We start from the raw sequence: 26,115 nt of genomic DNA, 5'->3' as shown, positions 1-26,115 counted from the left end.
GATGGCGAAAAAAGGCTATGTCTGGGCGCTTGGCAGCATTGTGCTCGCCAGCACCGCGCAGGTATTAATGAAAAGCGGGATGCTGGCGCTGCCGAGCATTTCCATCGCGCACTGGCCGTCGCTCAGCTCGTTGCTGTCCGGCTGGCCTGCGGTTGCGGTACTGTTCGGGATGCTTTGCTACGGGCTGTCGATGGTGTGCTGGTTCATGGTGCTGCGCTATCTACCGCTAAGCCGTGCCTATCCGCTGATTAGCCTGAGCTACGCGGTGGTTTATCTGGCGGCAGTTTTCCTGCCGTGGCTGAACGAACCGATGAGCCTGCGGAAAAACCTCGGCGTCCTGATTATTCTGCTGGGCGTCTGGCTGGTGAGCCGCAACGCGCAGACGGCGCGATAAGCCGCCTGCGCGTGCTACTCACGATGATCATTATTGACTGAAAACGTGTGCCGCACCGTTCACACTCAGGCTGACCTGTTGGCCGACGGCAAAAGCGGCGTGGCTGACGGTTTTCAGTTCAATGATATCGGCTGCGGCGTGATGGACGTGTAGCGTCAGCGTCGAGACGAAGCCGGAAAAATCAACTTTACGAATGGTCGCGCGAACTGTCGCCGCGCTATTCCCCTCAGCGCTATCAACCTCAACGCCCTGAATCGCGATCTGTTCTGGTCTGAGCATGATTCTTGCCTTCCCGCTTGCGGTTGGGCGATCCACCGCGATGCGTCCAAGCAGACAGTCAGCCTGACCGCCGTCGATCTGCGCATCAAGAATTAGTGTTTCGCCGAGGAAGGTTGCGATGTCTTCGCTGGCGGGCTGATGGTAAAGCGCCCACGGCGAGCCGGATTGCGACAGTTGGCCGTCGCGCATGACGACAACGTGGTCAGCAAAGGACAGCGCTTCCCCCTGATCGTGAGTCACCAGAATCGACGCCACGTTAGCCTGCTGCAATACGTCCATCACCGCTTTACGGGTGGCGGCACGCAGGCCGGTGTCCAGCGCGGAAAAAGGTTCATCCAGCAGCATCAACTTAGGGCGCTGTGCCAGCGCGCGAGCCAGTGCGACACGCTGCTGCTGACCGCCGGAAATCTCATGCGGCGAGTGCTTCCGCAAATGCGCTGGAAGAGAAACCAGCGCCATCAGCTCATCCACGCGCTTTTGTTTTTCTGCCTTCGATCCTTTGAGCCCAAATGCGATGTTGTCCGCGATACAAAGATGCGGGAACAGCGCGCCGTCCTGCGGCACATAGCCGATTCCGCGCTGATGGGCAGGAACGGAAAGCCCGTTATCACAGAGCGTCTGCCCGTTCAGCGTGATGATGCCGCTATCCGGTTTTTCAAACCCGGCAATCAGGCGCAGCAGCGTGGTTTTTCCTGAACCGGACGGGCCGACAATCGCCGTGCGGCGGCTGTTTTCTAACGTCAGATGAATGTCAGACAGCACGGTGCGCCCGTTAAAACTTTTACTGACGTGATGAAGTTCCAACATGATTACAGCCCCGCCATTTTTTGTGATTGCGTGTAGAGAAACCAGGTCCACGGCAGCGACAGTAGAACCAGAATAAGCGCGTAGGGTGCTGCCGCCGGATAGTCGATCTCACTGGTGAGCGCCCAAAAGCCAGTTGCCAGCGTGCGGGTGCCGTTGGGAGCGAGCAGCAGCGTGGCGGTCAGCTCGTTAATGATCGCCAGAAAGACGAGCGTTGCCCCAGTGGCGACGCCGGGCGCGGCCAGCCGAACGGTCACTGTCATTAATGTCTGCAACGGCGAACGCCCGAGACTCGCAGATACCTGTTCCAGCTCCACCGGAGCCTGTGCGATACCGGCGCGTAGATTAACCAGCGCCCGTGGCATAAACATCAGCAGGTAAGCCAGCAGCACGGTGAATTCGGTCTGGTAGAGCGGTCTGATAATGTGAATCGTGGTGGTCACCAGCGCCAGCGCGACGACGATACCCGGCAGAGAGCTGGTGATGTAATTGCACCCTTCCAGAAACCGATACAGGCGGCTGGGGTGGCGAATCGTCAGCCAGGCCATCGGGATCGCCGCCAGCGTCGTCAGTGCGGCACCGCTCAGCGCCAGCGTCATGGTCTGGCGAAAGGCATCAAGCAGTTCGCGGCGCTGCCACACCTCCCAGCCGCCAAACCACAGCCAGCGAGACAGCGTAATAAAAGGCACGCCGAGCGTCAGCAGCACCAGTGTCGCCAGTAACAGCAGAGCCAGTAACAGCGGAAGCCGCGACAGACGTACCTGCGTGACAACCTGCGGCGCGCCGGAACCGACATGGGCATAGCGCGTGACGCCGCGCACGCGGGCATCCACACACAGCAGAAACAGGCACAGCAGCGCCAACACACCGGCCAGCATGTTGGCCGCCGGACCGTTAAACGTTGACTGAAACTGATCGAAAATTGCAGTGGTAAAGGTATCGAAGCGGATCATAGCGAACAGGCCATACTCCGCCAGCAGATGCAGCGCAATCAACAGCAGCCCGCCGCCGATAGCCAGCTTTAGCTGCGGCAGCACCACGCGGAAAAATACGGTAATAGGAGGCACGCCCAGCGTAGCCGCGACATCTTCCAGCGCGGGATTAAGCCGTCGCAGCGTCGCGGCACACGGCAAATACAGAAACGGCAAATAGGCGACGACGGATAAAAACACGCCAGCCGGCAGGCCGTGCAGGCCGGGCGCGGTACTGATCCAGGCATAGCTTTGTACAAAGGCGGGTATTGCCAGCGGCGCGGTGAGCAGCAGTGACCACAGGCGTCGGGCGGGCAGGGTGGTACGTTCCGTCAGCCAGGCCAGCAGCACGCCGAGCACCGTGCAAATCGGCAGCGTCAGGGCAACCAGCAGCACCGTGTTGGTCAGCAGTTCGCCGACGCGCGGGCGCAAGAGCAGCGCGCGCGCCGTTTCCCAACCGGTATCAATGCTCACGCCGATCACAAAGCCCAGCGGAATAAACCCCAACAGGGATAACGTCAGGGCGACGATCGTCAGCAACGCGGCTGGCTTGCGTAATGGCGGAGAGGGGGCGGTGAACGGGGTGGTTTCGCTGTAGCTAACGTTTGTCATACGGCCTGTGGCTGCCTCGTTAGGTCGATATTTTGAGACGGTGAAGCCGCGCTGAGCGGACATTCGGGTGAGGATTCGTCAGGGCGCGGACGCCCTGACGAAAGGAGCTGTCGTTGTAATCTACGTATTGCAATCTATGCGTGACAACTCACGTATTACAACAGACCTGCCTGCGTCATCAGATCCACGACTTTTTTGCTGTTGAGCTTGGCGGCATCGACTTTCGGCGCATCCAGATCTTTCAGCGGAACCAGTTTGTCATTTGAGGCCGCGTTGACGCCAACGGCATATTCAAACGCATCGTTGGTGCGCAAGAGCTCCTGACCGGATTTGCCCGTAATCCACTTAATGAAGGCCTGTGCGTCTTTCGCATGTTTGCTGGATGCCAGTACGCCGCCGCCGGAAATGCTGACGAACGCACCCGGATCTTTATGCTTGAAGTAGTACAGCTTCGTGTTGTTACTGTTTTCGCCGGTTTTAGCCTGATCGACAAAACGGTAATAGTGATAGATCACGCCGCTATCAATCTGTCCTGCGTTCACGGCTTTCATCACCGTGCTGTTGCCTTTGTAAGCGGTGAAGTTCTCTTTCATGCCTTTCAGCCACGCTTGTGTGGCTTGCTCGCCCTTCAGCTCCAGATAGGCGCTGACGATGGCCTGAAAATCTGCCCCGGACGGGGAGGCGGCCCAGCGGCCTTTCCATTCTGGCTTCGCCAGATCGGCTAAGGATTTCGGCAGTTGAGCATCGGTAAATTTGGTCGGATTGTAGACAAAGACGGTGGAGCGTGCGGCAATCCCGATCCAGCGGCCGTGGGATGGACGATAGTCAGACGGCACCTGAGCAAGGGTCGCATTATCCAGCGGAGCAAAGAGATTGGCGTTATCGACCAGCACCATCGACGGTGAATTCTCAGTCAGGAACACATCGGCAGGGGAGGATTTCCCTTCCTGCACCAGCTGGTTACCCAATTCGGTGTCGCTGCCATTGCGCAACGTCACCTTGATGCCGGTTTCTTTGGTAAAACCGTCAACCCAGGATTTCACGAGGTTTTCATGTTGGGCATTGTAAATCACAATCCCTTCATCGTTTTCTGCTGCGGTTGCCGACGCGCTGAGAGCCAAACCGGAAGCGAATAAAACGGCAGAACTCAGCAATTCAAAACTAAGCTTCATATTATTTACCCTTATCAATACCTGTCGTGTTTGCGTATGGCTGGCTTACATGGGAAGCCCTGCGTCACTCACGATAGCTACGCTATTTTAGCGACACAGGCCGATAGGTAGCGGCAGTCGACGATGGATTCTACATATTGATAATAATAATGATAGTTATTATTATTTCGCTTTCTTAAGGTTAAATTAAGGTTCCGGTGAGTGTGATCTTTCGGTCATCACTTTATTTCAAGGCGTGTCGCGGTATGAATTTGTATAAATCTATCGTCTAAAAAACAGGCTGACGTATCTGTGAAATTAATTTCATCGGAAATGAGACATAACGTCATGATTTACAGAAACAAATCCTGACTTATCATCTATATTTACTTTGCAGGCTGTGAGTAGCGATACAAAAAATGCACCGTACTTGCTTCGGTGTCACGTGCGCTTGTCTGCAATTTGGGGTTAATTGACCGACAAAAAAGTGACACAGCAACTGATATTCGGGGGATGGAAGAATGGATGTAGAAACGCGGATGATTGAGCTTATCGTTAAATCTGGCGAAACACGTTCCTGCGCAATGGAAGCACTGAGATCCGCTCGCCGAGGGGAGTGGGATCACGTCGATGAATTATTAAAAATGGCGGCGGTGGCGCTGAACCGGGCGCAGTTGATCCAGACTGGATTTATTGGCAACCAGAGTAAGGAAAAAGCCAATATCGAACTTATCGTGGTGCACGCGCAGGATCACCTAATGAATGCGATGCTGTGTCGTGAGCTGGCTGAAGAGATTATTGAACTCAGAAAAGAGGTCTCTGGCGTCAATCTCCACATGCGCTAGCCGCATCGCGGAGCAAAGGAAAAAGCCATTCAGTTTCACGCTGAGTGGCTTTGCTGTTTCTACCCGTCGCTACTTTTTCTTATCGCGACGCTTTCCTTAGGTTATTTCCCGTTTCCGTACTGCTCGTCGCTGACTTTCTCCAGCCATTCGACCGGGCTGCCGTTAAGCGATTCGGCAATGGCAATGTGCGTCATCGCAGTTTGTGCCGTCGCGCCGTGCCAGTGTTTTACGCCTTCGGGTATCCAGACAATATCACCTTGATTGATTTCCTGAATCTCGCCACCCCATTCCTGAAGCCAGCCCCGACCCTGCGTGACGATTAGCGTTTGACCGAGCGGATGGGTATGCCATGCCGTGCGGGCACCGGGTTCAAAGGTGACCGTCGCGCCGCCAACCCGAGCCGGGGCGGTGCCCTGAAAGGGCGCATCAATACGTACATTGCCGGAAAAATAGCTTTCCGGGCCAGGTTGGGACGGGTGTGAACCACTGCGGGTAATTTTCAATTTTTCCTCCGTTCCGGCAATCGCAGCCGGGGCTAACATGGATAACATCACGGCAGAGGCGGCAAGTCATCTCATGGAAAGCGTAGCTGTTATTGAAAAATTTGTAGTTGTTGAAAGATTCGCTGTGATTGAACTATTCAGGGTTGGTGAAAGATGAAAGACAGCGGCTGTGAAAAACGTTACTGCGATTTATGGAGAAGCACCAGAGGACAAAACCCGCAAGCGGCTATGAATTATATTCATTAATTACGCCGCGTAATGCAGGACACTCTGATGTTAAAAGAAAATTTTAATGACCTCATTTCGTTCCTTGTGGTGGCAAGAGAACGTAGTTTTACCAAAGCGGCGGCGAAGCTCGGGCTTTCCCAGTCGGCACTAAGCCATTCGATTCGCGGCCTTGAAGAGCGACTTGGCGTGCGTTTGCTGACCCGAACCACGCGCAGCGTCGCGCCGACGGAAGCGGGAGAGAAGCTGGCGCATAGCCTCGGCCCGCACTTCGCGGATATTGAAAGCGAGCTGGTGGCGCTGGGCGACATGCGCGAACGGCCTGCGGGGAATATTCGTATCACGGCAGGGGAGCATGCGGTTGATTCAATATTATGGCCGGTGTTAAAGCCATTTTTGGCGAATTATCCCGATATTAACGTCGAAATTACGGTGGATAACGCCTTAGCCGATATTGTTCTCGGCCGCTTTGATGCGGGTATTCGCCTGGGTGAACAGGTGGAAAAAGACATGATTGCCGTGCGTGTCGCACCGGAAATGAGCATGGCGGTGGTCGGCTCCCCGAACTATTTTGCCCGCAATCCTGCCCCTGCGACGCCACAGGATTTGCAGCATCACCGCTGTATTAACATGCGCCTGCCGACGATGGGCGGCATTTACGCGTGGGAATTTGAAAAAAACGGTCGGGAAATCAAGGTCCGCGTTGAAGGACAGCTGACCATGAATAGCCTGCGTCAACGGATCGACGCGGCACTCATCGGGCTCGGTCTGGCCTATGTACCAGAAGACTCGGTACGAGATGACATCGCCAGTGGGCGCCTGAATCGGGTGCTAACGGAATGGTGCCCACCGTTCCCCGGCTACTACCTGTATTATCCCAGCCGCAAACAGCATACCACCGCCTTCTCACTGTTTGTGGAAGCGCTGCGCTACCCGCGTTAGCGGTTGGGCTGTGAGTCAGGTGATTAAAAAGCGTTTGAGATAATCGGTTCCACCGACAAATGTTGAATATTCAAGGAAATGAAATGTGTTCTGATAATAATAACGCGCTTTTAGCGGTTTTCTCCGGTGAGTTTAGCGTTAGCGACGATGCCTGGACGTTGGATGCCGTGCGGTGGGGTTTTGTTGAGAAGAAAAAGATTATCGCCAGCTTGAAAGGGAAAATGGGGAGCGGCCCGTTTAATGCAGAGATCGAGCTATTATGGCGAGAAGAATTCGGTGACTATTTCGGCAGAGGTGAAATTACCTATGATAATTATCGCTCAGAATATAAAACCAATAGTTTCGCAATAAAAATCATGGCGTCAGATATTTATATAGAAGATGGTATTTGCGTTATTGACGATGCTGAATGGCTGGAAAATGGCTATCCCTATTCATTTTATGGCGATTTAGAACGAGTGGCGAACTGAAGTAAATAGCGGTTGTTTTCAAAAAATGACCGCTATTTTCTCATCCTGCCAGTCTACATTTTTCTGAATCAAATAGACTGTACAAGAAGCAGGCAAACACTGAGCTAGACGGTACTGATCTTTATTCACATAACGCCTAAAGCGCTTGAGCCCACCATCCCTGCAATCGCCAGCAAACTGAGCCTCACAGCGTTGCTGCTACCGAACTTTACCACCTCATATTCTGGTCGCGTAAGCAAGGACGGATGCAGGAGAACCCTTCTCCTGTCTCGATCTTGTGGGGCTAGTCAGCCTTATTCTGTGACGGACATAAACACTGTACATACCGTTACACAGCAACGCTCATCATCCAGGATAAGCCTGGTATATAATCCAAAAATACAGGGATCGATTTACTGTGAAGATAAAAATTCACAAATTTCAAACAATAAATATTATGTAGTCTTACTTTATAATGAAAATCAAAAATACTCTCTGCCTACATATCCTGATGGCAACCCTTGCCGTCCTGTTTCTTAGCGTTCCCCCGCTGGTGAAGAGCATTGATCCGGCGCTAACGTTCCAGCCACTGATTAACACAATGGAAGGCACGACAAAGGAACAAAAGGAAAAGATAGCCACCATTTCCCATGCGTTACAGGGGAATGCGATTTTCTTTCTCGGAGCTTCTGAGGTCTCGACCTCTGAGGACGAACATTACGCGGTATATAATTACTTTAATAACCAGTTACATCGTCCGGTCGTGGCCTATGGCGATAGCTATGTTGATAGCGTCACACATTTCTTACTGCTCTCACGTTTTAAAAACGAGCTTAATGCGAACAGTAAGGTCGTTTTGCTGCTGGCACCCGATAGCTTTTATTCAGACGGGATTCCCCCGGCTATTTTCGCCAACAATTTCCCAGCGTCTATTTTTGATCTTTTGATGAAAGATGACCAGACGCGTCCCTTTCTGGTCAATTACTTACAACATATCGATAAAGAAGATATAAGCCATTTAACGTTCGGCCAAATGAAAGTCTATGGCTGGCACCCGCAAATTATCTGGCAGGAAGTGAGTTATCAATTTGCTAATTTCTGCGAGCTGATAAAAAACGACTGGCTGGCGATGTTAGGTATTGTCCCTCAGCCTGCGCAACCGTGGCCTCAGCAACCAACAGCCAACATAACTCCCGATTGGAATCACGAGTTGGCGCAGGCTCATGTGTTGAATCAGTCTCGTCAGCAAAGTGCAGACACATTGTGGATGGATAAGTCGGTGTTTGCCGATGATAAAACGCCGGAAGAGTGGGACGACGCACCGATTGTTCCGGCGCAGATGGAGGCGTTACGGGCAACGATCAAACTGCTGAAAGCGCGCAACGTCCAGTTTGTGGTGATTGTCGATCCGATTAATCCGTGGGCAATTAATAACTCCCAGAAATTCCAGCCCGTCGACAGCCAAATCCGATCGATGCTGGAGGAAAATCAGGTGCGTTATTTTGATATGTATGCGCAGCCTTATCAGAACGGTTGGAATTGGGACCGCCTGCATCCAACCGAACCCGCATGGGTCGCCATGGATCAATTTATTGCTGAGAGTTTTAAATGATGAAATCCGCCATTCGCCTTTTTTTCCTTTATCTCTTTCTGGCAGTCACCATCGTCGCGTGGACCTCTGTTGATGAAAGCATGAGTTTAAAAGTGCATTTTGAATATCAAAAATTCTGAAGGATGAATGATGTACAGCTCCGGAATGTTTTTTTTCCTTCTGTTTTCATCAGCATTATTGTTTGCGCTGGTTAATCGCGTATTCAGTTATCGGCTGACGTATTTATCTGCCTTCTCCGTATTGGCGGTATTCGGCTGGGGATATATTTTCCAGGGGGATTACGTTATTCCCGTGGCGGTGTTCCTGAGCTTTTATATTCTCGTCACCTTAAAAGAGAAGGGGTGGTTAAAAACCTGGCAGGCGGTCAGCCTGACGTTGCTCCCGCTGTTTTTGGTGAAATTACACCTTAACAACCACTGGGGCATGATCGGCCTGTCCTTTATGACCTTCCGCGCCATTGATGTCCTGCTTTATCGCAGCAAAAAAGATGGTCGGAATTTCCTGCACTATTTCTGCTACCTCTTTATGCCTTTTATTATTCTGGCCGGCCCGATGTATCGCTGGCGGACATGGCTTAATGACATTAATAAACCCGTCTTCACGATGACCCGTGAACAGTTTTTAGTGGCGATGGAGCAGATTTTTACCGGCATTATTCAGAAATTTTTATTCGCTATGCTGATCAATAATCTGGTGATTGAGTCGTGGAGCCATCGCCCGTTTACGTTAAGCGTGGGTGTCGTAATGTCGCTGGCTTACAGCGCCTACCTTTACTTTGATTTTGCTGGCTACAGCAATATGGCTATCGGGGCTGGGCGTTTATTTGGTCTGAATATCCCGGCGAACTTCAATCTGCCTATTCTGGCGAAAAACCCGCAGGACTTCTGGCGTCGCTTCCACATCAGCCTGTCTGAATGGCTGAGGGACGTGGTCTTTATGCCGATTTATATGAATCTGATGAAGCTCGACTTTTTCCGACAGAACAAAACGTTGGCACAGAATATTGGCATCTTCTGCACCCTGTTTTGTATGGGGGCATGGAACGGGCTTGAACGACACTATGTTATCAGCGGCGCGCTGTTTGGCGCCATTTCCGTTGCTCACAACATGCTGCAATGGTCAGCCAAACGCAGTCCGGCACTGAGCAATTGTCTACACCATCCGGTTATTGTGTTCATCGGTCGAATTCTGACGCTGGCAAGCGCCGCGGCCTCCCTCTACATATTTAGCGGAATGTCCCCACTATGAAACTTCACTCAGAGCTTCAGGAACTACAAGATTTCCTCCGGGCGGCATTACTCGACCCCGCGAACCCACAGCAGTTGGCGATTAGTGGCAGCGATGACGCGATGACCTGGCAACAGCTATCCGCCGCCGTGACAGACTGGTCGCGTCGTTATCAGCACTGCCAGCAGCTCGATGGCGCACCGGTCGTGTTATACGGCCATCAGCAGGCGGAATTCGCCGTGGCTATCTATAGCTGTCTGCTGCATAACATCCCGTATATTCCGGTGGATTGCATCTATCCTCAGGAGCGGCTTAACGAGATTTGCCACCTGGCGAATGCCCCTTATTATTACGATGTGGCTACCAGACAGTTCATTGCTACCGGTGAGGCAGGGCAGGCGTTAGTCGAGCAAGATCTTGCCTATATCATGTTCACCTCCGGCAGCACTGGAAAGCCTAAAGGCGTGCAGATCGGGCGTGAAAGCCTGTGGCACTTCATGAAGTGGGTGCGCCAGGACTTTTCGCTGCCAGACGTGCCGGTGCTGATGAACCATGCAGTGTTCAGCTTCGATCTCTCTCTAATTCCGCTGCTGGCGAATCTGGCTACTGGGGGGCACATCGTTCTGAATGCAAAAGAGGATATCGCGGCAGAAAACTGGCTCGATCGCCTGAAAGACAACGGTGTTTCGGTCTGGGTTTCAACGCCTTCTTTCGCCTACCAGAGGCTGCTCTCACCCCAGTTCAACAGTGAGTATTTACCTGAACTCAACGTCTTCGTGTTCATTGGCGAAGTGCTCAACAAAGCGCTGGTAAAACAGTTACGCCGTCGCTTCCCACACGCCAAAATTCTCAACTCCTATGGCCCAACGGAAGCGACTATCGCGACCACCGTCATCGAAATCACCGATGAAATCCTGCACAGTGAAAACGATCTGCTGCCGGTCGGCGCGATGATGCCGGACTCCAGAATGGAAATTACGTCTGAGGGTGAGCTGATCATTTGGGGCAAAAACGTCATGCGTGGCTACCTCGGGCTGGCGAAAGAGAATGCGGAGAAATTGCTGAATCGGGAGAGCGAAGCGTTCCGGGGCTACAGAACTGGCGACCTGGGCTACGAGGACGGGCTGCTGTACTGTCAGGGCCGCAATGACAGCCAGATCAAACTGAATGGTTACCGCATTGAAATCAACGAGATTGAAAATCGCCTGCTGGCGATCTCCGACATCAGCGAAGCGGTTGTTCTGCCGCTGATGAAATCGGGCGGTGGCGTTTTACGTATTGCAGCGTTCTGCGTGACGAACTTAGCGCCAGAAGCGATCAAAACATCGCTCTCGAAGGTGATTCCGCCTTACATGGTACCTTCCCAAATTATTATCAAAGATGCGTTGCCGCTTAATCCTAACGGCAAAATCGACCGTAAGCTGCTGGATACCCATGCCCGCACGATCTAATGACTCAGGAAAAATGATGGAACAAGAAATACTCGCGCTGTTTGAAAAGATCTTATCCCGTAAAGTGGGCTTTAACGATGAGCTAATTGAGTCCGATATTCTCGACTCTATTCTGGCGGTCGACTTGGTGCTGGAAGTGCAGGACGTTTACGGCTGCGTGATCCCACCAACCGAAGTCGCCACCGTTCTGAAGACCCCTGCGGACTTGGCTCGCTACATCGAAGAGAACCGCGGCTAAGCCTGAAACGGCGACGGTTTTTGCGGCTGTTTAAAGACCTCGGATAGGTTTATCTGGGGTTTTTTTATGGGTTTTTATTAAGGTCGATTACATCATCAGATATTGGTGAAGAATAGGAGGGCAGTGATTCTATATTCAAATCACCCTAATTATTATAATTGTATCCGTGGTGTTGAATATTTGTTGCCGATATTATCTGAAAAGATCTTTCAACAATGGATAATACACGGAGACGTAAAATGGACGCATTCACTTTAGAAGATCGATTTGATTATCAGCCTCTAACCAATTCTCAAGGTGAAACCTGTCATTTTGGTGTACGTATTGAGCCTAAACAGTTAGGCGTACACATTGGCGAGTTATCACCTACCTGGCTGCGTACATTGGTAGAAAACCAACAGTTAGTGATACTACGGGGCTTTGATAGCTTTACGAGTGCAGAAAATTTAACAACATACTGCGAAGCCATTGGCGACATTATGCAATGGCCGTTTGGCGCCGTGTTGGAGTTGGTTGAACAACCCGATGCTACCGACCATATCTTTGCTAACAACTATGTCCCCTTGCATTGGGACGGCATGTACCTTAAAACGGTGCCGGAATTACAAGTCTTTCAATGCGTATCAGCTATTGGCGAAGGTCAGGGAGGGCGAACCACGTTTTCGAGTACCACCACGGCGTTACGTCTGGCGTCACCCGAAACCAAAGCACTGTGGCAGCGTGCAACAGGTCAGTATCAGCGTGCAGTCGAGTTATACAGCAGTACCGCGCAGGCTCCTATTATCGAACAACACCCTTACCGTACTCATCCCGTCATTCGTTTTTGTGAACCGCCTATTGCTGGCGATAAAGAATTTTTGAACCCATCGACTTATCATTTCTCAGGTATTGAACCTGAAGAACAAGAGCAATTACTCAGTAGTTTGCAACATGCCTTATATGACCCACGGGTTCAGTATGCTCATCAGTGGCAAAGCGGCGATATTGCGATTGCAGATAACTACTCGTTACTACATGGCCGTGAATCTTATGCTAGCCAGAGTGGCCGTCATCTACGCCGCGTGCATATCCATGCTAAACAGCCACTGAATAATCCACATTTGGTGCAACCGTCATGAAACCACAAGATGTTGATCTCATGATTATCGGTGCGGGGCCTGTCGGCTTGGCCTGTGCCTATCTTGCTCAGCTGTCGGGTTTAAGCACCGTCATTATCGATAAATCACAAGGGCCACTGACGGTAGGCCGTGCTGATGCGTTAAACGCTCGTAGCTTGCAGTTGTTTGAAATTATCGGTTTATTCGACGAGCTTTATCCCTTGGGCAAAGCCTGTAATACCAGCTCAGTCTGGTCAAAAGGTAAATTTATTTCACGCCAATCTACCTGGTGGGATGCTTTAGAAGGCTGTTTTCACAAGCATTTTTTAATGATTGGTCAGGCTTATGTGGAACAAGCGCTCGATAATAAGCTCACCGAACTAAAGAGCGCCGTGCGCCGCAATACCTCTGTGGAAGATATTGTGCTGGAGGAAGACGGATGCCTCACCACGCTCACCAGCGGTGAGACCGTCCGTTCCCGGTATTTGATTGGTGCAGATGGTTCACGATCGTTTGTGCGCCAACACTTTGCTATCCCGTTTGAGATCACTCGGCCGCAAATTACCTGGGCAGTGATTGATGGCGAAATAGAAACTGATTTCCCCAAAGTACCGGAAATTATTGTTTTTCAGGCAGAAACAGCCGATGTCGCCTGGATACCACGTGAAGGTAAGATTGATCGTTTCTATATCCAGATGGACAGTGAAGACTTCACGCAACAGCAGGCGATAGATAAAATTAATCATGCTCTGCAACCACACCGTCTGCGTTTCAAGTCGATTGAGTGGTACTCGCAATTCTCGGTTAAAGAGTCTGTAGCAGAACGCTATAGCCTTGAAGATAAACTATTTATCGCTGGTGATGCTAGCCATATTCACTCAGTGAATGGTGGGCAAGGGTTAAATACGGGGTTGGCCGATGCATTTAACCTCATCTGGAAAATAGCGATGATTACCCATCATCATGCGCCCCAAACGCTGCTACAGACTTACGAAACAGAGCGAAAAGCGATCGCGTTGGAAGTCGTAAAAACCTCAGCGGAACTCGTGCGTTCAACCAAAACCTCAGAGACAGGCACCCACGCCGATGATTACGTCAAGATTGTCGAAAAACGTGCGGGTTACATCACGGGTATGGGCGTTCGCTACGGAACAGACGGGCGTGTTGGCGAAAGGCTGCATGATTTTATGTGGCGTGATTCTCACTCTAGTCAGCCAGACAGAATTTACTCACATTTAAATTATCGTAATTACAGTCTGCTCATCGTTGGTACGGCGACGGTGCCTGCATCACTGCCTAATATCGTCACTGTCCTGCATGTTGAAACGGGAAGTAGCCCCTATTCTGATCAATACCTGCTAGTTCGGCCAGATGGCTATATAGCCGCCACCGCTCCTCTCGACCAACCTTCCGCGATCGGTCATTACTTTAGCGACTGGCGAGTTCAATAGCATAAACGTTGCCGGCTCAGTGAGATTGCACTGAGCCGATTTTCTTCTGTCGGGCAGAGTGAAAAATGCAGACATTGAATAGATATTTAATCTGTCATGAACAGTTGCGTTTGGTACATTGCTGTTGGAGTGTTTTTTAGTGCTGTTCTGTGCCAGAAGCTGATATTTGAAACGTCACTGCGACCAGTTTCATTAAAGAAAAACTCTGATCTGCCGTTGTTTTATTAGGTATTTTTAAAAAAAACACCAACTCAAACTGTTACAAGATACAGATGGAGGCTTCTGCGTATAGGGCAAATTATTTTAACAAACGCCCTGAAATGCTCCCCGAACATATCACCGGACTTGATGTTCAGTGAATATGGGTTTGCTCATCATCATTACATATAGAATATGTTGTGCTTTGAAAGGATGCTTTATGTTAGTTGACGTTGAAACGCCACATTCGCTTTATCAAAGGGTATCTCAGGAGGTTGGGAGAATTATCAGCAATCTCACTCAGGATACTACCGATGAGACGCTGAAAAAAACGAATGAAGATGCCCGTAAGAAACTGGAGGCCTTTTGTAAGGCCTTAAATGATAATATTGATAGTCTTCGACGAAATGCTGAGTGGGACAGATTCACCATCGCCTTTTATGGTGAAACTAATGCAGGGAAATCGACGGTCATTGAAACGCTGCGTATTTTGTTGAAAGAAGAGAGTAAACAACAGCGCCAGAAAGCCTTCCGTGAATTTCAGCAACGGTATCATCTTACTGACAGCGATATCGAAAAATTACAGTGGTCGTTGGACGACAATCAAAAAATAGCCAACGAACTGTCCCAGACGATAGAAGTCATCAACTCACAGTACATTGACCGAGAAACGGCGCTACATCAGCAAATCAATGCTATCAGTGCGCTTATTCTCGCGCAGCAACAGCTTGGCTCTTTATGGCAGAAGTTACTCAATTTATGGCGAAAAACACCGGAACAAAAAGAGCATGCTCACTTACTTGTGAAGCAACGCGCACTAAATATTGAAAAAGCCGCTGAGCTCAAAGATCTAGAAAGGCAGCAGATTGATTGCGATGCGAAAACCGCAGAGCTACGGCAGTTGCAAAGTATACAACTGGCAAAATTTGCCGAACTGGCACATCTGGCAGATGGTGAAATCATTGGTACGGGGGTGTCCGATTTCACCATGGACACTACACTCTATCCCTTTGAAGCTAATCAACAGCGTTTTGCCTTGTTGGATGTACCCGGCATCGAAGGTAAAGAGAGTACAGTGCTGGCGCAAATCCAGCAGGCGGTAGAAAAAGCACATGCTGTGTTCTACGTCACCAGCAAAGCAGCAGCGCCGCAAAAAGGTGATGAAAATAATCCAGGTACGCTGGAAAAGATCAAAGCACACCTTAATGCTCAGACAGAAGTCTGGACGTTGTTTAACAAGCGGATTACCAATCCGATGCAGCTAAATCGTCCAGTGTTGCTAAGTCCTGACGAAGAGCAAAGCTTGGTCGATCTGAATACAAAAATGCATGAGCAGCTTGGTGATAATTACCGCGATAGTTGCACACTCAGTGCAATGCCTGCATTTCTGAGTGTGGCAGAACACTTTGTTCCAGGGTCGGAAAATCTTAAAAAACGTAGCAAATTGCTAGAAAACTTTGAAAAAGATGAGGTGCTCGATAAGACAGGACTGAGCAGTTTTTTGAACTTGCTGACACAGAAACTAGTGACTAACAGCAAAGAAAAAATCACTCGTTCTAACGTCAGTAAAGCGCGTAAAACCGTGGAAGAAGCCACCAAGGAAATTACCTATCTGCAAAAAGAAACTTACGGAAAACTGTCAAAGCAACTGGACGAGGAAATGCAGAATGCCCACCAGTTGCTGGATATGTCGCTTGCATCGCTGAAATCGCGTCTGGCAGACCAAGGCGAAGAAGCGGTAGAAAAATTCAAAAACCGCGCCCGTCAGCGCGTCTATGCCGAGATTAATAACGACATCAGCAACGATCGTTTCAAAACTGAACTAGAAGATTGCCTCACACTGCAGCATGCTGAGCTGGAAAAAGAACTGCCGGGTATTCTTAAGTGTGAATTGGATATTTTTAAAGATGAAACCGAAGAGGTCATTCGTCGCTTTCAGCAATATGCCAAAGAGATACTTGCAACCTATTCCAAGCTGCAACAGCATAAATTTGAGGGGCAGTTTGATGTGAGAATCGACATTGATAGCGGCATCAAACTCACCAGTTTACTGGCAACGCTTGCCGGAGGCGCACTACTGTTCTGGAATCCCGCAGGATGGATCGTACTGGCTCCTGCGCTAGCCGGGCTAGTATTCGCATTTTATAAAGCGGTGCGCAGCTTCTTCAGCTCCAGCTACAAAATGTCTCAGCAACGTCAGTCCGCAGATGAAAACCTGAGTAACGTTGCACGCAAAATTAAAGCTTCCATCAGTGATGGGTTGGAAAGCGCCTTCCCCGAGCTTGATGAGAAGGTCGAACAGTTAAAAGCCATGCTGCAGGAGCCCGTGCGCCAAGCTTCCCATACCAACAATATTTTAAAAGACGCCAGCCAAAAACTACGCCAACTGTCCGTCAGCATTGAAACATCAGGAGCAAAATAATGAAAAAGACACTTGATGTGTTTAAAACTCAACAAACACAGAATATTGCATTGCTAAACAGTCTTAGTGATTTCCTGCAACAGGGGGAATCCGTTGGCGTGCAGATGGACCCCAAATTATTTCATAAGCTGCAGGCAGCTAAAGAGAGTGCAGCCAATGGCAAGCTGCACATTGCATTAATTGGCGGCTTTTCCGAAGGAAAAACCTCTATTGCAGCCGCTTGGATGGAGAAGCTAGATAAAGCCAGCATGAAAATCAGCCATCAGGAATCCTCCAACGAAGTCAAAATTTACGATGTGGGTTCCGATTTTGTGCTGATTGATACTCCAGGGCTATTTGGCTTTAAAGAACAGTTCAATGAAGATGTCCAGTCCGTTGAAAAATATAAAGATATGACTAAGAAGTACGTTAGTGAAGCACATCTGGTGCTGTATGTGATGAACTCCACTAACCCGATCAAAGAGAGCCATAAACAGGATCTGGAGTGGTTGTTCCGTACGCTGAATTTACTAGATCGCACTGTCTTTGTGCTCAGCCGCTTTGACGAAGTCGCCGACGTTGAAGATGAGGCTGATTATCACTCAAACGCGAATGTTAAGCGCGAGAACGTGGCTTCTCGTTTACAGGATTTGATTGCTTTGACCCCGCAGGAGCGTGATGCGTTAAGCATTGTTGCTGTGGCAGCGAACCCGTTTGATATGGGAACCGAATACTGGCTGGGTAATCCCGATAAGTTTCGCGCCTTATCACACATTAGTACGTTGCAGCAGGCCACCAGCGAAAAAATTGAGCGTAGCGGCGGTGTACTTGCGCTGGGGAAGAGACAAAAAGAAGCGTAATTCGCGACATGCTGACTCGCCAACTACCAGTGGCGATTGAGAATGACGAGCGCATTACACAGGAAGTCTCCGACCTTAACACGATCCATCAACGCATGAGTAAAGAGATGGGGACAATGCAGGTTAACATTTCAGAAACCCGAATTAAACTGAGAGAGTTCGTCGTCAATTACTTCAGCGATCTGATCCTGCAGGCCAAAGGATTGAGCCTGGAAACTTACACCGAATTTTTTGAACGTGAGGTGGGCGACAAAGGTGTTGTTATCTCTACCCGTTTAGATAATGAGTTTGAACGCCGATTGCGCACTGTTGCTCAGGCGCTGCAACGCATGGAAATAGGTTATCAGGCTGATATCAGCCACTACAACGGCAACCTGACTGCTATGGGTAAGCAGGGGCTGGATTACGTTGTCAAAAGCAAGGTCATCAATAACACTACGGTTATCGCCGCACGCGATGGTGTTGTCTCACTGGCAAAAATGGTGGGGGTTGATCTGGGAAAAATTCTGAAATTTAACCCGTGGGGGGCGGTAAATCTGGCTAAAGGGTTGAATGGTGCATTGTCCGTACTTGGGCTGGCAATGGAAGCCTGGGACACATGGGAACAACATAAGCGTGAAAAAATGTTTGCTGAAGCAGTGATTAAAATGGTGAATAATTTTACTGACCAACGAGAGAAAACTCTTGAAACTCTGGATGCAGATGACTTTATTCCGACATTTTTTGCTGGCTATATCAAGCTGCATGATGAACTGAACCTACTTGAAAAGTCGCTTGATGAGAGCAAAAAGCGCCAGAAACGTTTTGCCGAATGGCGGTTGCAAGCTGAAGCCATTGATGCTGAATTCACCCGTATTACAACCATAGGAAATGTGCCTTATCAGACGGTATAGCCTGCTCATGCTGATGAATGCAATCTGGATTTAGTCCTACTTTCATAGTGGCCGAATTTTTAACCCACTATGGGCTATGAGTCCACTTTCGCATGGCAGCCTTACTTCTCTTTTATGGGCTGGCCAGTGCTGTGAGTTCAGCCGACAGATTTAGCCTCACTTTTTCGTAGATCAGTGTCCTGCTGAGTAGCGGCTAATTCATCTGATATCTCAGCGTTATCTTCTGATATGAGCTTGGATATTCCTACTCAACGGGATCTCTCTAGAGCGATCCCGTTGAAATCATTGAACTACATGCCATTGTGTAAAAGCCGGAACAACTCCGGCTAATTATCTTCCTGCCTACTTTCGTTTCCCCATCACCACAACCTTCTCTTCACATCCTCATGCTCCAGCCCATCAACATAATCCCCATACCACTGCAACATGCCGCGCCGCTGCTCCAAATACTGCGCATGGTTATACGTTCCACGAATCGTGTTCTTATCCACATGGGCAAGCTGTAATTCAATCCAGGCGGTGTTATAGCCTTGTTCGTGCAGTATGGTGCTCATGGTGTGGCGAAAGCCGTGGCCTGTCGCTTTGCCGTGATAACCAATCCGTTTCAGTACCTGATTAATACTGGCTTCACTCATCGGTTTGGTGATGTCGTTACGTCCAGGGAAAACCAGATTATAGCGTCCAGTAACGGCATAGAGCTGTTGTAGAGCATCGATCACTTGATCGGAAAGGGGCACGAGGTGAGGGCGACGCATTTTCATGCGTTCTTTCGGTACTTCCCAGAGCCCTTTTTCAAAATCAAACTCCTTCCATTCTGCTTGCCGTAATTCGATAGTGCGAACGCCGGTAAGCATCAGGATACGTGTAGCAAGTTGTGTGACCTTACTACCCGAGTAAGTTGATAATGCGCGTAGAAAATCCGGCAGTTCATCTGGCAGCAGGTGAGGGTAGTGCGTGGCTTTTGGTGGGGGAAGGGCGCTTGCCAGTTCTGATGCTGGGTTGTTTTCCGCCCGGCCAGTGACAATCGCATAGCTGAACACCTGATTACAGGCTTGGCGAATCTTACGCAACTTGTCGAGTACGCCACGTTTTTCAAGTTTGCGCAGTGAGGTTAGCATTTCCAGCGGCTTAATCTCAGCAATAGGGCGTTTGCCGATATCAGGGAAGATGTCATTCTCAAACGCTTCCATCAGGTCTTCAGCGTAACCCTTCGACCAGTTAGGGCGCTTATATTCATGCCATTCCAATGCGATAGCTTTAAAGGTGTTATCAACGAGCGTTTGGCGTAGTTGTTTATCCACCTTCTTATGTTCGCTGGGATCAGTCCCGGTAGCAATCTGGCGTTTGGCTTCATCACGGCGTTGCCGGGCTTCAGACAGGGTAATTTCAGGGTATACCCCAAGCGCCAGCGTTTTCTGTTTGCCGTCGAAGCGGTATTGCAGACGCCAGTACTTTGAGCCATTAGGATGGACCATCAGATGCATCCCTTCACCATCGGTAAGTTTATAAGCCTTGTCTTCTGGTTGGCTCTTCTGACTTTTGCATCGATGAGTGGGATAGCTGATATCCATATTGAGGTGTCGGCATACGCTGGCTGTCGGTATAAGAATTCATTGAACGGGCTTGTACCATCACTTATACCAACAAATCCTACTTGATGTACGGAGATGTCGGTAGAGTCTGGTTGACTGAAATCAGCGAATTTATAGCTAATTCACTGAATTTGAGGCATAAAAAAACCCTACAGGAGTGAAACGTAAGATTTAATGACTTGATTTATATTGTTTTATTTTTGTTGTGTTTTTATATATACCCCCAATGATACCCCCATATTGTTTTGCGTGCGGTGTTTTTGGGCAATTTCATCTGAAAGGGTAGGGGATTGGATGACCATAATTTTCCTCACACTACTGATCGGCTCGATAATCCACCCCTCTGAAAACGCATATATAAGCAAAAGTATGTTAGTTCAGTCGGTTCAGTTGGTTCAATGTGTAAAGATGATTGTTTTCATTAATTATTTTCTCAAAAACTGAACCAACACCATGCCATTTTGAACCAACACGAACCCCTACTTGAACCAACATCATGCTAATTTCTTTCTTCTCTTTGGGGAAGGGAGATCCAAACCAGCAAAGTTAGGCTCTATGTTTGGCTCTGGTTCTGGCTGCTTGTTACGGGTGCTAAAGGGATGGTTGAAATTGTACCAGGTGGTGCGCAGTCGTCCATCCCTGCGCCTGACGAAAGGTATCCCATTTTCCCTTAGTATCTGGCATTGCACGCTTGGGTAGTGAGCCCCGGTAATTTCTATCATGTCCTCATCGGTAATTAACGTCATGCTTGGATCGCGTTCTTCCACTTCATCCTCCTGTGCTGATACTTCTTGGTTAATACCCAAAGCGGGATAATGCTGGGACATATCTATTGACCATTTTCTTATGTCGCTTGGGTATTGAAACAGTCAAAGGCAATTGAAATCTGATTAAGCCAAATCAATTGACTGGGAGATACACAATGGATCGCTTAAAAGCTGAAGTTGAAAATTGGGCGGTGAAAGATGGGCAGGAACAGGTAGCGATCGAGATAACGAAGCAATTCTTCTTGTTAGGCGGTAATGATTCTATTCGCCTGAGACGGATAGAAAACAACGGTGTTGCTGATTGTAAGGCTATCTACAACAATCGGCAGCAGATCTTTCGCTGGCTTCGCTCTGACTCCCGTGCGTCACAAGCTAAATCAGAAGCTCTGAGGCCTGCTATCATCGCAGCCTTACCAATTGAAAGAAGGGTGCGTATAGAAGGTGATGAAGAGAGCTATCTGATATCAATATTATTGCGTGAAATATCGGCGGCACTTATTGCTATTGTTCTGAAGGATCGGGAAGTGGCACTACGCGTCAGGGCTGCGCAGAAATCGTTTGATGTGATACTGCGCTATATAGAAAAAACATAGATCATCTAGCCTTTAATATACGGGAAAAAGGCTTCTCCGATCGTCAGTAACGCTCACAACGTTACTATTTGTTCCTGTCATCAAAGATAGGTACGCCTGCAATTCGGCTTAAACGTCTATATTTGTCGCTATGGTGATAGGTCAATACCTTACTATTTCTTACTATTTTTCTGCATATAACCTGTATCAGCCTGTAGGAAAAGGGTGTGGTGATGATCGATTTTTTGTTTTACACCTCATGAGCAAAAATTGCCGTTAAAGCCAGCGGTGGCGCGGGCATGGCTTAAAATCCATGCTCAATTATGTAAAAGTAAATAAAACTATTTCGGCTTTTTGGGGACGGGTATTTGTAGCGGTTGGCCTACATCGCTTGCCAGATAAGGCATTACCCGCTTTTCGTTATCTCAATCCGTCTAACCCTGTCTAATTTATTGGTGAAATAGCCCGGACAGGGCGGAGAAAAATTTAAGACGGGATTTTTGAGCAATCACGCTGTAAGCCTATCTGTATAAGGCCTTGCTGTGAATTGGTGTAGGCAATCCGTATTAAACAGTATTAAATTTACGCCAACTTCAATAAGCGCGTTCCGCACGCTCTGTCGACGTTAACGTGAGTTTCTCCATGTTCCCGGCGTCATGATAGCGTCGTTTATGGCTTCGCCCTGTACTGATTTGAGAAACGCCTGAACACCAACATTTGTAAACATTCTGGAGGCTGCGGCACGCAGAGCGTATCCGCCGTGCTTTAACGCATGCTGATTGCCGGGCTGGAATGGATTAACGGGTGGTGCGGTACGCGATCCGCGAATCGGTTTCGTTTCTGGAGGATTTTCGGCCTTCGGTGATTCGTGCTTCTCTTTTGCAGCCTTCTTCGCCTTGACGGGTGGCGCTCCTGACTTCTGCGAATTCGCACCGTAATTCGTAACTTTGATATGGAGCTTGGCGCTGGCGTAATTCAGTCCTTTCGCCACACACCAGTCTTTGGCTGAGATACCGGTCTTGGCGTGCTCGGCGAGGAACTTGTCTTGCAGCGCCCCCCAGTCCGGTCTTGCCATTTTGATTCCCCTGATAAAACTATTACGCTATTCACTCGCTCAGGAATGAATGGTGTGATGGCAATAAAAAACCGCCCGGAGGCGGCTATAACTATTTTTTATGAGTTATCACCGTATAGGTGGTTACACCAGGAGCATCATGAGACATTAAAAGTTTGCCCTCAACACCAATTTCTTCACCTGCCTCAATACTATCAGCCAGGGCGCGAAGAATTTTTACATAATGTGGAGCGAAGTTAATTTCAAAATCATCATGCTCTCTCATCATTCTACTCAAATCATCAAAGTTCATCTTTAGCTCCTTTATTAATGAGATAAAGATTATCGGCAACAGAAAGAAAAATTTTAATGGTCATCATGCCTACTCGCAAATGCGCCTTGTGATGGTCACCGCCTCACTTCCCACAATTGCCGAGCAACTGCCACGCGCGGGGATGTTTTTAATCAGAACGAAACCAACTGCGCGGAGTGACGCCCCTGCTTCATCAGCCTGTGTATACGTCAGTCGGCAGCCGGTGGCCGCGGCAACATCATCAGACACGCACTCACAACTAATTGGGGCTTATCTGGATGTGTCCAGAAGATATAAACCCGTATCCGTTTCGTTTTTGAGAATTGTGTAAACCTTCAGGTTTCGTTTTTGGCCGAACGTAAGGATTAGTTATGTTCGCGCTTTACACCTTCACCAGAAAAGCCGATACATTCCGATACATCGAGCGGATAACCTTAGCAAATCTTAGCATCAGGCTGCGCGTACTTTACAGGCCAATGATCTGGAGTCTGACGCTCATCAATGATGTGGAGAGCACCCGATAACAGGCTGATTAAGTTAGATTCATCCTGCTGATAACCTATATAAATCTATATATTGAGCGCTTTACACATTGAGGGGGAACTTGACGCTATCACGGCAAATCTGACACTTTTGTGCATCCCGGCTTTACACCCAGATAAAAAGCGTCAAGCCCTGTCAAGATTGCTGCCCTTCTCCTGGCTGGTGGTTTATATTTTCTTGCCTTGCCGTAAGCACAACGCTGATAATCCCTGAGGACTCCAATCAGCCTCATCATCAACACGGAATGCGACATAGAAAAGTTCTGCCCGCAAAAAAGTGATCGCCGCATCCACGCATCCTTCATCGTAGAATTCGTGTCGTACACTGCCGTCCATGTATAGAGCAATTACGGATTCCTGTTCGTCGTATTCGCTGCCATCAACGCCATAGCCCAACTCATCCGCAGCAGCCGCCAGACGAGTTAATCGATCGTCATGATTATCCTCATCAGGCTTTTCTCCATCGTGTTGGCTCACCCATTCAGCGGCCTGTTTCCACGTCATTTCCATTGTGCGATGTGGCCACGGCGAATCACTGGCATGATTTCCACCAGCACGTTTCTGTTCGGTCGCTGTGACATCGATCTTCACGCCAGAAAGAATGACCTCACCCTTTTTCACCCAGTCGTACACTGTCTGACGGCTTACACCGCAATGCCGTGCATATTCGGCCTTTTGTTCACCTCGATTAACGGTGCTGGAATCCTTTGGGTATTTAACCTTTCTCGGCGGCAATGCCTGGTACTGCGTTTCTACAAGAATCGTTTCCTTGAATCGCAACACGATAGGGATCATGTCGGCGTTCGTAGGGTCTTCTTCGTGCGGCATGGCCGACATTGCCATGCTGGGATAAACACCGGATCGGGTGTTTATTGAAAATAGCTCAGTGCTGGTGAACGCCTGCCGGATTTCGGTATAGAGGCTGTTAGATTGCGCCACAGGGATCAGCGCCGCTATCTCAATCTCAATAGGCAGAATAATGCGATGGTCGGTTATGGTGCTGCCGTCCTCCAGTGGGTGCTCCATCATTTTGGCGTCGCGGGTAATCGACGCTTTCAGTACCGTGATACCGTCAAATCGATGATTAAAGCCAGCGTCATAAACGCCGTACAGTTCAGTATTTTCTTTCATTGCCATAAATCCACGTCATAGTGAGAAATCACCGTCATGACATTCAGGCCATTAATATCACCAGCGAATCAATGGCTTCAGCCATGTGCTACTTCGCTTTCCTTTAACGCCTTATCCATCAGGCTACGCGCAATCACATGGATGGTTGGCGCAACGCCCAGCGGTGACTTGCTGCGTTCCTGCTCCTGAATACGACGAATTGCGCCTACCTGTTCTTTGCTGAGTAATATCGGTACCACTTTCCCGCGTGCGGTCATATAACACCCATACATGATATTTATACAGTGGTTATTGTTGCATAAATTAAAATTATATCAACAAGTGTTGCAAATATAGGGATGTTAATGGGTGTGATTTTTATCCAGTGGCATGTCACTTAACGTTCGATGGCGCTATTATCGATTTATCTTTAATTTGTTGGATGCGGAGTGGTTAAATAAAGTGAAAATTCAATCATTTATGAATTACTATGGCAGCATTGGTATAGCTCTGCCTATGATTAAGATTGCGAACAGCGAGGATGATTTGGGCGTTGTTTTACGGATTCATTTGCTTTGCGAGAAGTTTCTGGAGGCATGGATTTGTGGCATAACAGGACATGACAACCTCTTTAGTGAAGCCCCTCAGTCTGGTGATTTTCAAATGGAATTTTTCCAGAAACTTAAAATGTGTCAGCTCACAGGGTTGCCAGAAAGTGCTTATAAGTCGATTAAAAAAATCAATGATATAAGAAATTCATTTGCACATAGACTCTCAGTGACAGCCATTAAAGATAGTGAAATTGATACTGTTCATCATCATGTTAGAGGCCTAGCTGAAACTTATTTGTCCTTTCCGCTGAGTGAATTTCAAATAGAGACTTATGATGAAGACGGAAAGACTAAATACAGATATGCACTTGAATCAAGGGATACGCCAAACAGGGCAAAGCTGATTTGCCTATATAGCGCATTAATCATGTGTTTATTTTCTTATCTTGAAATCCCCCCTAACTCGACTCAGCCCAAATAATTCTGTGCTACCGAGGCAATCAATTCCTGTTTTTTAAGGCGGATAATCTCCGCCTTCTGCTCTGCTGTCAGGCGCATTTTGCATCCTCTGTGCGCAGGGCGGTTTTCTGCTTGCGCTGCGCTCTGGCACGCTCCTGCTGTTCGGTGGTGACTTCCCCCAGAGGCTTGCCGTTCAGGTCGTAGCGTTGCCCACCAGCGGCCAGCGCTTTGATGTAGGCAGAGCGGTGGACATACAACCCCAGCGAAAAACGCAGCGAGCCCGCCCCGGATAATTGGCGACGTTCAATATCTGCCGCCAGCGCCTTATCGATCCCGATAGCCAACGGGCGGGGATTTTCCAGATTGAACGCATCCGGCCAGAGTAAAACCAGCCGTTCGAGTTTTTTCCGGTTCTTGCGGTGCTGCTTATTACCTGTTTTGTCTGTTGCCTGTGAAGATTTGGCTGTGACATGTCCCGGCGTTGTTACCTTGTTCACGGTGGCACGCTTAAGACGCAATACGATACGTGTGTTCTCTGTCATCATGGTATTC

Annotated in this window: 22 protein-coding genes and 3 pseudogenes; 14 read left to right on the top strand and 11 right to left on the bottom strand. The window is 48.9% G+C overall.

Annotated features, from left to right (window positions below):
- The first annotated feature begins 1 nt into the window (after window position 1).
- Complete coding sequence (gene arnF, locus BJJ97_RS20215; RefSeq protein WP_095995116.1) at window positions 2–394, top strand: 4-amino-4-deoxy-L-arabinose-phosphoundecaprenol flippase subunit ArnF; 393 nt, start codon at window positions 2–4, stop codon at window positions 392–394.
- Between the two features lie 30 nt (window positions 395–424).
- Here the strand turns inward: arnF and BJJ97_RS20210 are convergent, their stop codons facing one another.
- The 3 genes from BJJ97_RS20210 to BJJ97_RS20200 form a co-directional block, all read right to left on the bottom strand.
- A complete protein-coding gene (locus BJJ97_RS20210; RefSeq protein ID WP_095995115.1) occupies window positions 425–1,480 on the bottom strand; it encodes an ABC transporter ATP-binding protein in 1,056 nt (351 codons plus the stop codon).
- Between the two features lie 2 nt (window positions 1,481–1,482).
- On the bottom strand, window positions 1,483–3,060 hold the full coding sequence (locus tag BJJ97_RS20205; protein WP_095995417.1) for an ABC transporter permease: 1,578 nt from the start codon (window positions 3,058–3,060) through the stop codon (window positions 1,483–1,485).
- A 155-nt stretch (window positions 3,061–3,215) separates the two neighbouring features.
- The gene (locus BJJ97_RS20200) at window positions 3,216–4,232 is read right to left on the bottom strand and encodes an iron ABC transporter substrate-binding protein (protein WP_095995114.1); all 1,017 of its coding nucleotides are present in this window, start codon (window positions 4,230–4,232) and stop codon (window positions 3,216–3,218) included.
- A gap of 500 nt (window positions 4,233–4,732) precedes the next feature.
- Here BJJ97_RS20200 and BJJ97_RS20195 point away from each other — a divergent pair, with 500 nt between their 5' ends.
- Window positions 4,733–5,056, top strand: coding sequence for a PTS lactose/cellobiose transporter subunit IIA (locus BJJ97_RS20195; protein ID WP_010280285.1), 324 nt, complete (start codon window positions 4,733–4,735; stop codon window positions 5,054–5,056).
- Between the two features lie 101 nt (window positions 5,057–5,157).
- On the opposite strand, the gene BJJ97_RS20190 is transcribed toward BJJ97_RS20195, so the two are convergent.
- The gene (locus BJJ97_RS20190; RefSeq protein ID WP_072036241.1) at window positions 5,158–5,598 is read right to left on the bottom strand and encodes a (R)-mandelonitrile lyase; all 441 of its coding nucleotides are present in this window, start codon (window positions 5,596–5,598) and stop codon (window positions 5,158–5,160) included.
- Between the two features lie 234 nt (window positions 5,599–5,832).
- On the opposite strand from BJJ97_RS20190, the gene BJJ97_RS20185 reads away from it, so the two are divergent.
- The 10 genes and pseudogenes from BJJ97_RS20185 to BJJ97_RS22490 all read left to right on the top strand — a co-directional run bounded on the left by BJJ97_RS20185 (window position 5,833) and on the right by BJJ97_RS22490 (window position 18,603).
- Window positions 5,833–6,726 (top strand): LysR family transcriptional regulator, encoded by an 894-nt coding sequence (locus BJJ97_RS20185; protein ID WP_095995113.1) that lies wholly within the window; start codon window positions 5,833–5,835, stop codon window positions 6,724–6,726.
- 59 nt (window positions 6,727–6,785) lie between these two features.
- Complete coding sequence (locus BJJ97_RS20180; RefSeq protein WP_227003549.1) at window positions 6,786–7,196, top strand: hypothetical protein; 411 nt, start codon at window positions 6,786–6,788, stop codon at window positions 7,194–7,196.
- Window positions 7,197–7,650: 454 nt separating this feature from the next.
- Entirely contained in the window at window positions 7,651–8,787 is a 1,137-nt protein-coding gene (locus BJJ97_RS20175; RefSeq protein WP_095995111.1) for a D-alanyl-lipoteichoic acid biosynthesis protein DltD, read from the top strand.
- 129 nt (window positions 8,788–8,916) lie between these two features.
- Window positions 8,917–10,035 carry a membrane-bound O-acyltransferase family protein gene (locus BJJ97_RS20170; RefSeq protein ID WP_095995110.1) on the top strand — a complete coding sequence of 373 codons (1,119 nt, stop codon included), beginning with the start codon at window positions 8,917–8,919 and terminating at the stop codon, window positions 10,033–10,035.
- Window positions 10,032–11,465: an AMP-binding protein gene (locus BJJ97_RS20165; RefSeq protein ID WP_095995109.1), complete on the top strand. Its 1,434-nt coding sequence runs from the start codon at window positions 10,032–10,034 to the stop codon at window positions 11,463–11,465. The genes BJJ97_RS20170 and BJJ97_RS20165 overlap by 4 nt, the downstream gene beginning before the upstream one ends.
- Window positions 11,466–11,481: 16 nt before the next feature.
- Complete coding sequence (locus BJJ97_RS20160; protein ID WP_010300175.1) at window positions 11,482–11,703, top strand: acyl carrier protein; 222 nt, start codon at window positions 11,482–11,484, stop codon at window positions 11,701–11,703.
- Window positions 11,704–11,942: 239 nt separating this feature from the next.
- Entirely contained in the window at window positions 11,943–12,821 is an 879-nt protein-coding gene (locus tag BJJ97_RS20155; protein WP_095995108.1) for a TauD/TfdA family dioxygenase, read from the top strand.
- Window positions 12,818–14,251 (top strand): FAD-binding protein, encoded by a 1,434-nt coding sequence (locus tag BJJ97_RS20150; RefSeq protein WP_095995107.1) that lies wholly within the window; start codon window positions 12,818–12,820, stop codon window positions 14,249–14,251. Before BJJ97_RS20155 ends, BJJ97_RS20150 begins: the two co-directional genes overlap by 4 nt.
- A gap of 418 nt (window positions 14,252–14,669) precedes the next feature.
- A complete protein-coding gene (locus tag BJJ97_RS20145; RefSeq protein WP_095995106.1) occupies window positions 14,670–16,871 on the top strand; it encodes an AAA family ATPase in 2,202 nt (733 codons plus the stop codon).
- Window positions 16,871–18,603, top strand: a pseudogene (locus BJJ97_RS22490) (LeoA/HP0731 family dynamin-like GTPase). Before BJJ97_RS20145 ends, BJJ97_RS22490 begins: the two are co-directional and overlap by 1 nt.
- A gap of 342 nt (window positions 18,604–18,945) precedes the next feature.
- On the opposite strand, the pseudogene BJJ97_RS20135 reads toward BJJ97_RS22490, so the two are convergent.
- Both BJJ97_RS20135 and BJJ97_RS20130 read right to left on the bottom strand, forming a co-directional pair.
- Window positions 18,946–20,161: pseudogene (locus tag BJJ97_RS20135) on the bottom strand (tyrosine-type recombinase/integrase).
- 528 nt (window positions 20,162–20,689) lie between these two features.
- Window positions 20,690–21,022 (bottom strand): DUF4224 domain-containing protein, encoded by a 333-nt coding sequence (locus BJJ97_RS20130; RefSeq protein WP_227003548.1) that lies wholly within the window; start codon window positions 21,020–21,022, stop codon window positions 20,690–20,692.
- 95 nt (window positions 21,023–21,117) lie between these two features.
- Here BJJ97_RS20130 and BJJ97_RS20125 point away from each other — a divergent pair, with 95 nt between their 5' ends.
- Window positions 21,118–21,555 (top strand): toxin YdaT family protein, encoded by a 438-nt coding sequence (locus BJJ97_RS20125; protein ID WP_095995104.1) that lies wholly within the window; start codon window positions 21,118–21,120, stop codon window positions 21,553–21,555.
- Window positions 21,556–22,276: 721 nt separating this feature from the next.
- On the opposite strand, the pseudogene BJJ97_RS20120 reads toward BJJ97_RS20125, so the two are convergent.
- The 4 genes and pseudogenes from BJJ97_RS20120 to BJJ97_RS20100 form a co-directional block, all read right to left on the bottom strand.
- Window positions 22,277–22,609, bottom strand: a pseudogene (locus BJJ97_RS20120) (hypothetical protein); the annotation flags it as partial.
- A gap of 91 nt (window positions 22,610–22,700) precedes the next feature.
- A complete protein-coding gene (locus BJJ97_RS20115; RefSeq protein ID WP_095995103.1) occupies window positions 22,701–22,901 on the bottom strand; it encodes a hypothetical protein in 201 nt (66 codons plus the stop codon).
- Between the two features lie 710 nt (window positions 22,902–23,611).
- Window positions 23,612–24,574: a phage baseplate protein gene (locus BJJ97_RS22350; protein WP_227003547.1), complete on the bottom strand. Its 963-nt coding sequence runs from the start codon at window positions 24,572–24,574 to the stop codon at window positions 23,612–23,614.
- Between the two features lie 77 nt (window positions 24,575–24,651).
- Complete coding sequence (locus tag BJJ97_RS20100; RefSeq protein WP_095995101.1) at window positions 24,652–24,831, bottom strand: hypothetical protein; 180 nt, start codon at window positions 24,829–24,831, stop codon at window positions 24,652–24,654.
- Between the two features lie 184 nt (window positions 24,832–25,015).
- On the opposite strand from BJJ97_RS20100, the gene BJJ97_RS20095 reads away from it, so the two are divergent.
- Window positions 25,016–25,585, top strand: coding sequence for a hypothetical protein (locus BJJ97_RS20095; RefSeq protein ID WP_125460912.1), 570 nt, complete (start codon window positions 25,016–25,018; stop codon window positions 25,583–25,585).
- Between the two features lie 67 nt (window positions 25,586–25,652).
- Here BJJ97_RS20095 and BJJ97_RS20090 read toward each other — a convergent pair whose 3' ends face one another.
- Window positions 25,653–26,108 carry a ProQ/FINO family protein gene (locus BJJ97_RS20090; RefSeq protein WP_227003546.1) on the bottom strand — a complete coding sequence of 152 codons (456 nt, stop codon included), beginning with the start codon at window positions 26,106–26,108 and terminating at the stop codon, window positions 25,653–25,655.
- Between the last annotated feature and the right edge of the window lie 7 nt (window positions 26,109–26,115).

This window comes from Pectobacterium polaris, assembly GCF_002307355.1.
GTDB lineage: Bacteria > Pseudomonadota > Gammaproteobacteria > Enterobacterales > Enterobacteriaceae > Pectobacterium > Pectobacterium polare.
The sequence above is the reverse complement of the archived record's forward strand: the minus strand, read 5'-3'. Positions and strand labels throughout refer to the sequence as shown.

Bases quoted from the DNA above. Each gene is read 5' to 3' on its own strand.
- arnF (WP_095995116.1), top strand. From the start codon at position 2: ATGGCGAAAAAAGGCTATGTCTGGGCGCTTGGCAGCATTGTGCTCGCC.
- BJJ97_RS20210 (WP_095995115.1), bottom strand. From the start codon at position 1,480: ATGTTGGAACTTCATCACGTCAGTAAAAGTTTTAACGGGCGCACCGTG.
- BJJ97_RS20205 (WP_095995417.1), bottom strand. From the start codon at position 3,060: ATGACAAACGTTAGCTACAGCGAAACCACCCCGTTCACCGCCCCCTCT.
- BJJ97_RS20200 (WP_095995114.1), bottom strand. From the start codon at position 4,232: ATGAAGCTTAGTTTTGAATTGCTGAGTTCTGCCGTTTTATTCGCTTCC.
- BJJ97_RS20195 (WP_010280285.1), top strand. From the start codon at position 4,733: ATGGATGTAGAAACGCGGATGATTGAGCTTATCGTTAAATCTGGCGAA.
- BJJ97_RS20190 (WP_072036241.1), bottom strand. From the start codon at position 5,598: ATGTTAGCCCCGGCTGCGATTGCCGGAACGGAGGAAAAATTGAAAATT.
- BJJ97_RS20185 (WP_095995113.1), top strand. From the start codon at position 5,833: ATGTTAAAAGAAAATTTTAATGACCTCATTTCGTTCCTTGTGGTGGCA.
- BJJ97_RS20180 (WP_227003549.1), top strand. From the start codon at position 6,786: ATGTTGAATATTCAAGGAAATGAAATGTGTTCTGATAATAATAACGCG.
- BJJ97_RS20175 (WP_095995111.1), top strand. From the start codon at position 7,651: ATGAAAATCAAAAATACTCTCTGCCTACATATCCTGATGGCAACCCTT.
- BJJ97_RS20170 (WP_095995110.1), top strand. From the start codon at position 8,917: ATGTACAGCTCCGGAATGTTTTTTTTCCTTCTGTTTTCATCAGCATTA.
- BJJ97_RS20165 (WP_095995109.1), top strand. From the start codon at position 10,032: ATGAAACTTCACTCAGAGCTTCAGGAACTACAAGATTTCCTCCGGGCG.
- BJJ97_RS20160 (WP_010300175.1), top strand. From the start codon at position 11,482: ATGGAACAAGAAATACTCGCGCTGTTTGAAAAGATCTTATCCCGTAAA.
- BJJ97_RS20155 (WP_095995108.1), top strand. From the start codon at position 11,943: ATGGACGCATTCACTTTAGAAGATCGATTTGATTATCAGCCTCTAACC.
- BJJ97_RS20150 (WP_095995107.1), top strand. From the start codon at position 12,818: ATGAAACCACAAGATGTTGATCTCATGATTATCGGTGCGGGGCCTGTC.
- BJJ97_RS20145 (WP_095995106.1), top strand. From the start codon at position 14,670: ATGTTAGTTGACGTTGAAACGCCACATTCGCTTTATCAAAGGGTATCT.
- BJJ97_RS20130 (WP_227003548.1), bottom strand. From the start codon at position 21,022: ATGTCCCAGCATTATCCCGCTTTGGGTATTAACCAAGAAGTATCAGCA.
- BJJ97_RS20125 (WP_095995104.1), top strand. From the start codon at position 21,118: ATGGATCGCTTAAAAGCTGAAGTTGAAAATTGGGCGGTGAAAGATGGG.
- BJJ97_RS20115 (WP_095995103.1), bottom strand. From the start codon at position 22,901: ATGAACTTTGATGATTTGAGTAGAATGATGAGAGAGCATGATGATTTT.
- BJJ97_RS22350 (WP_227003547.1), bottom strand. From the start codon at position 24,574: ATGAAAGAAAATACTGAACTGTACGGCGTTTATGACGCTGGCTTTAAT.
- BJJ97_RS20100 (WP_095995101.1), bottom strand. From the start codon at position 24,831: ATGACCGCACGCGGGAAAGTGGTACCGATATTACTCAGCAAAGAACAG.
- BJJ97_RS20090 (WP_227003546.1), bottom strand. From the start codon at position 26,108: ATGATGACAGAGAACACACGTATCGTATTGCGTCTTAAGCGTGCCACC.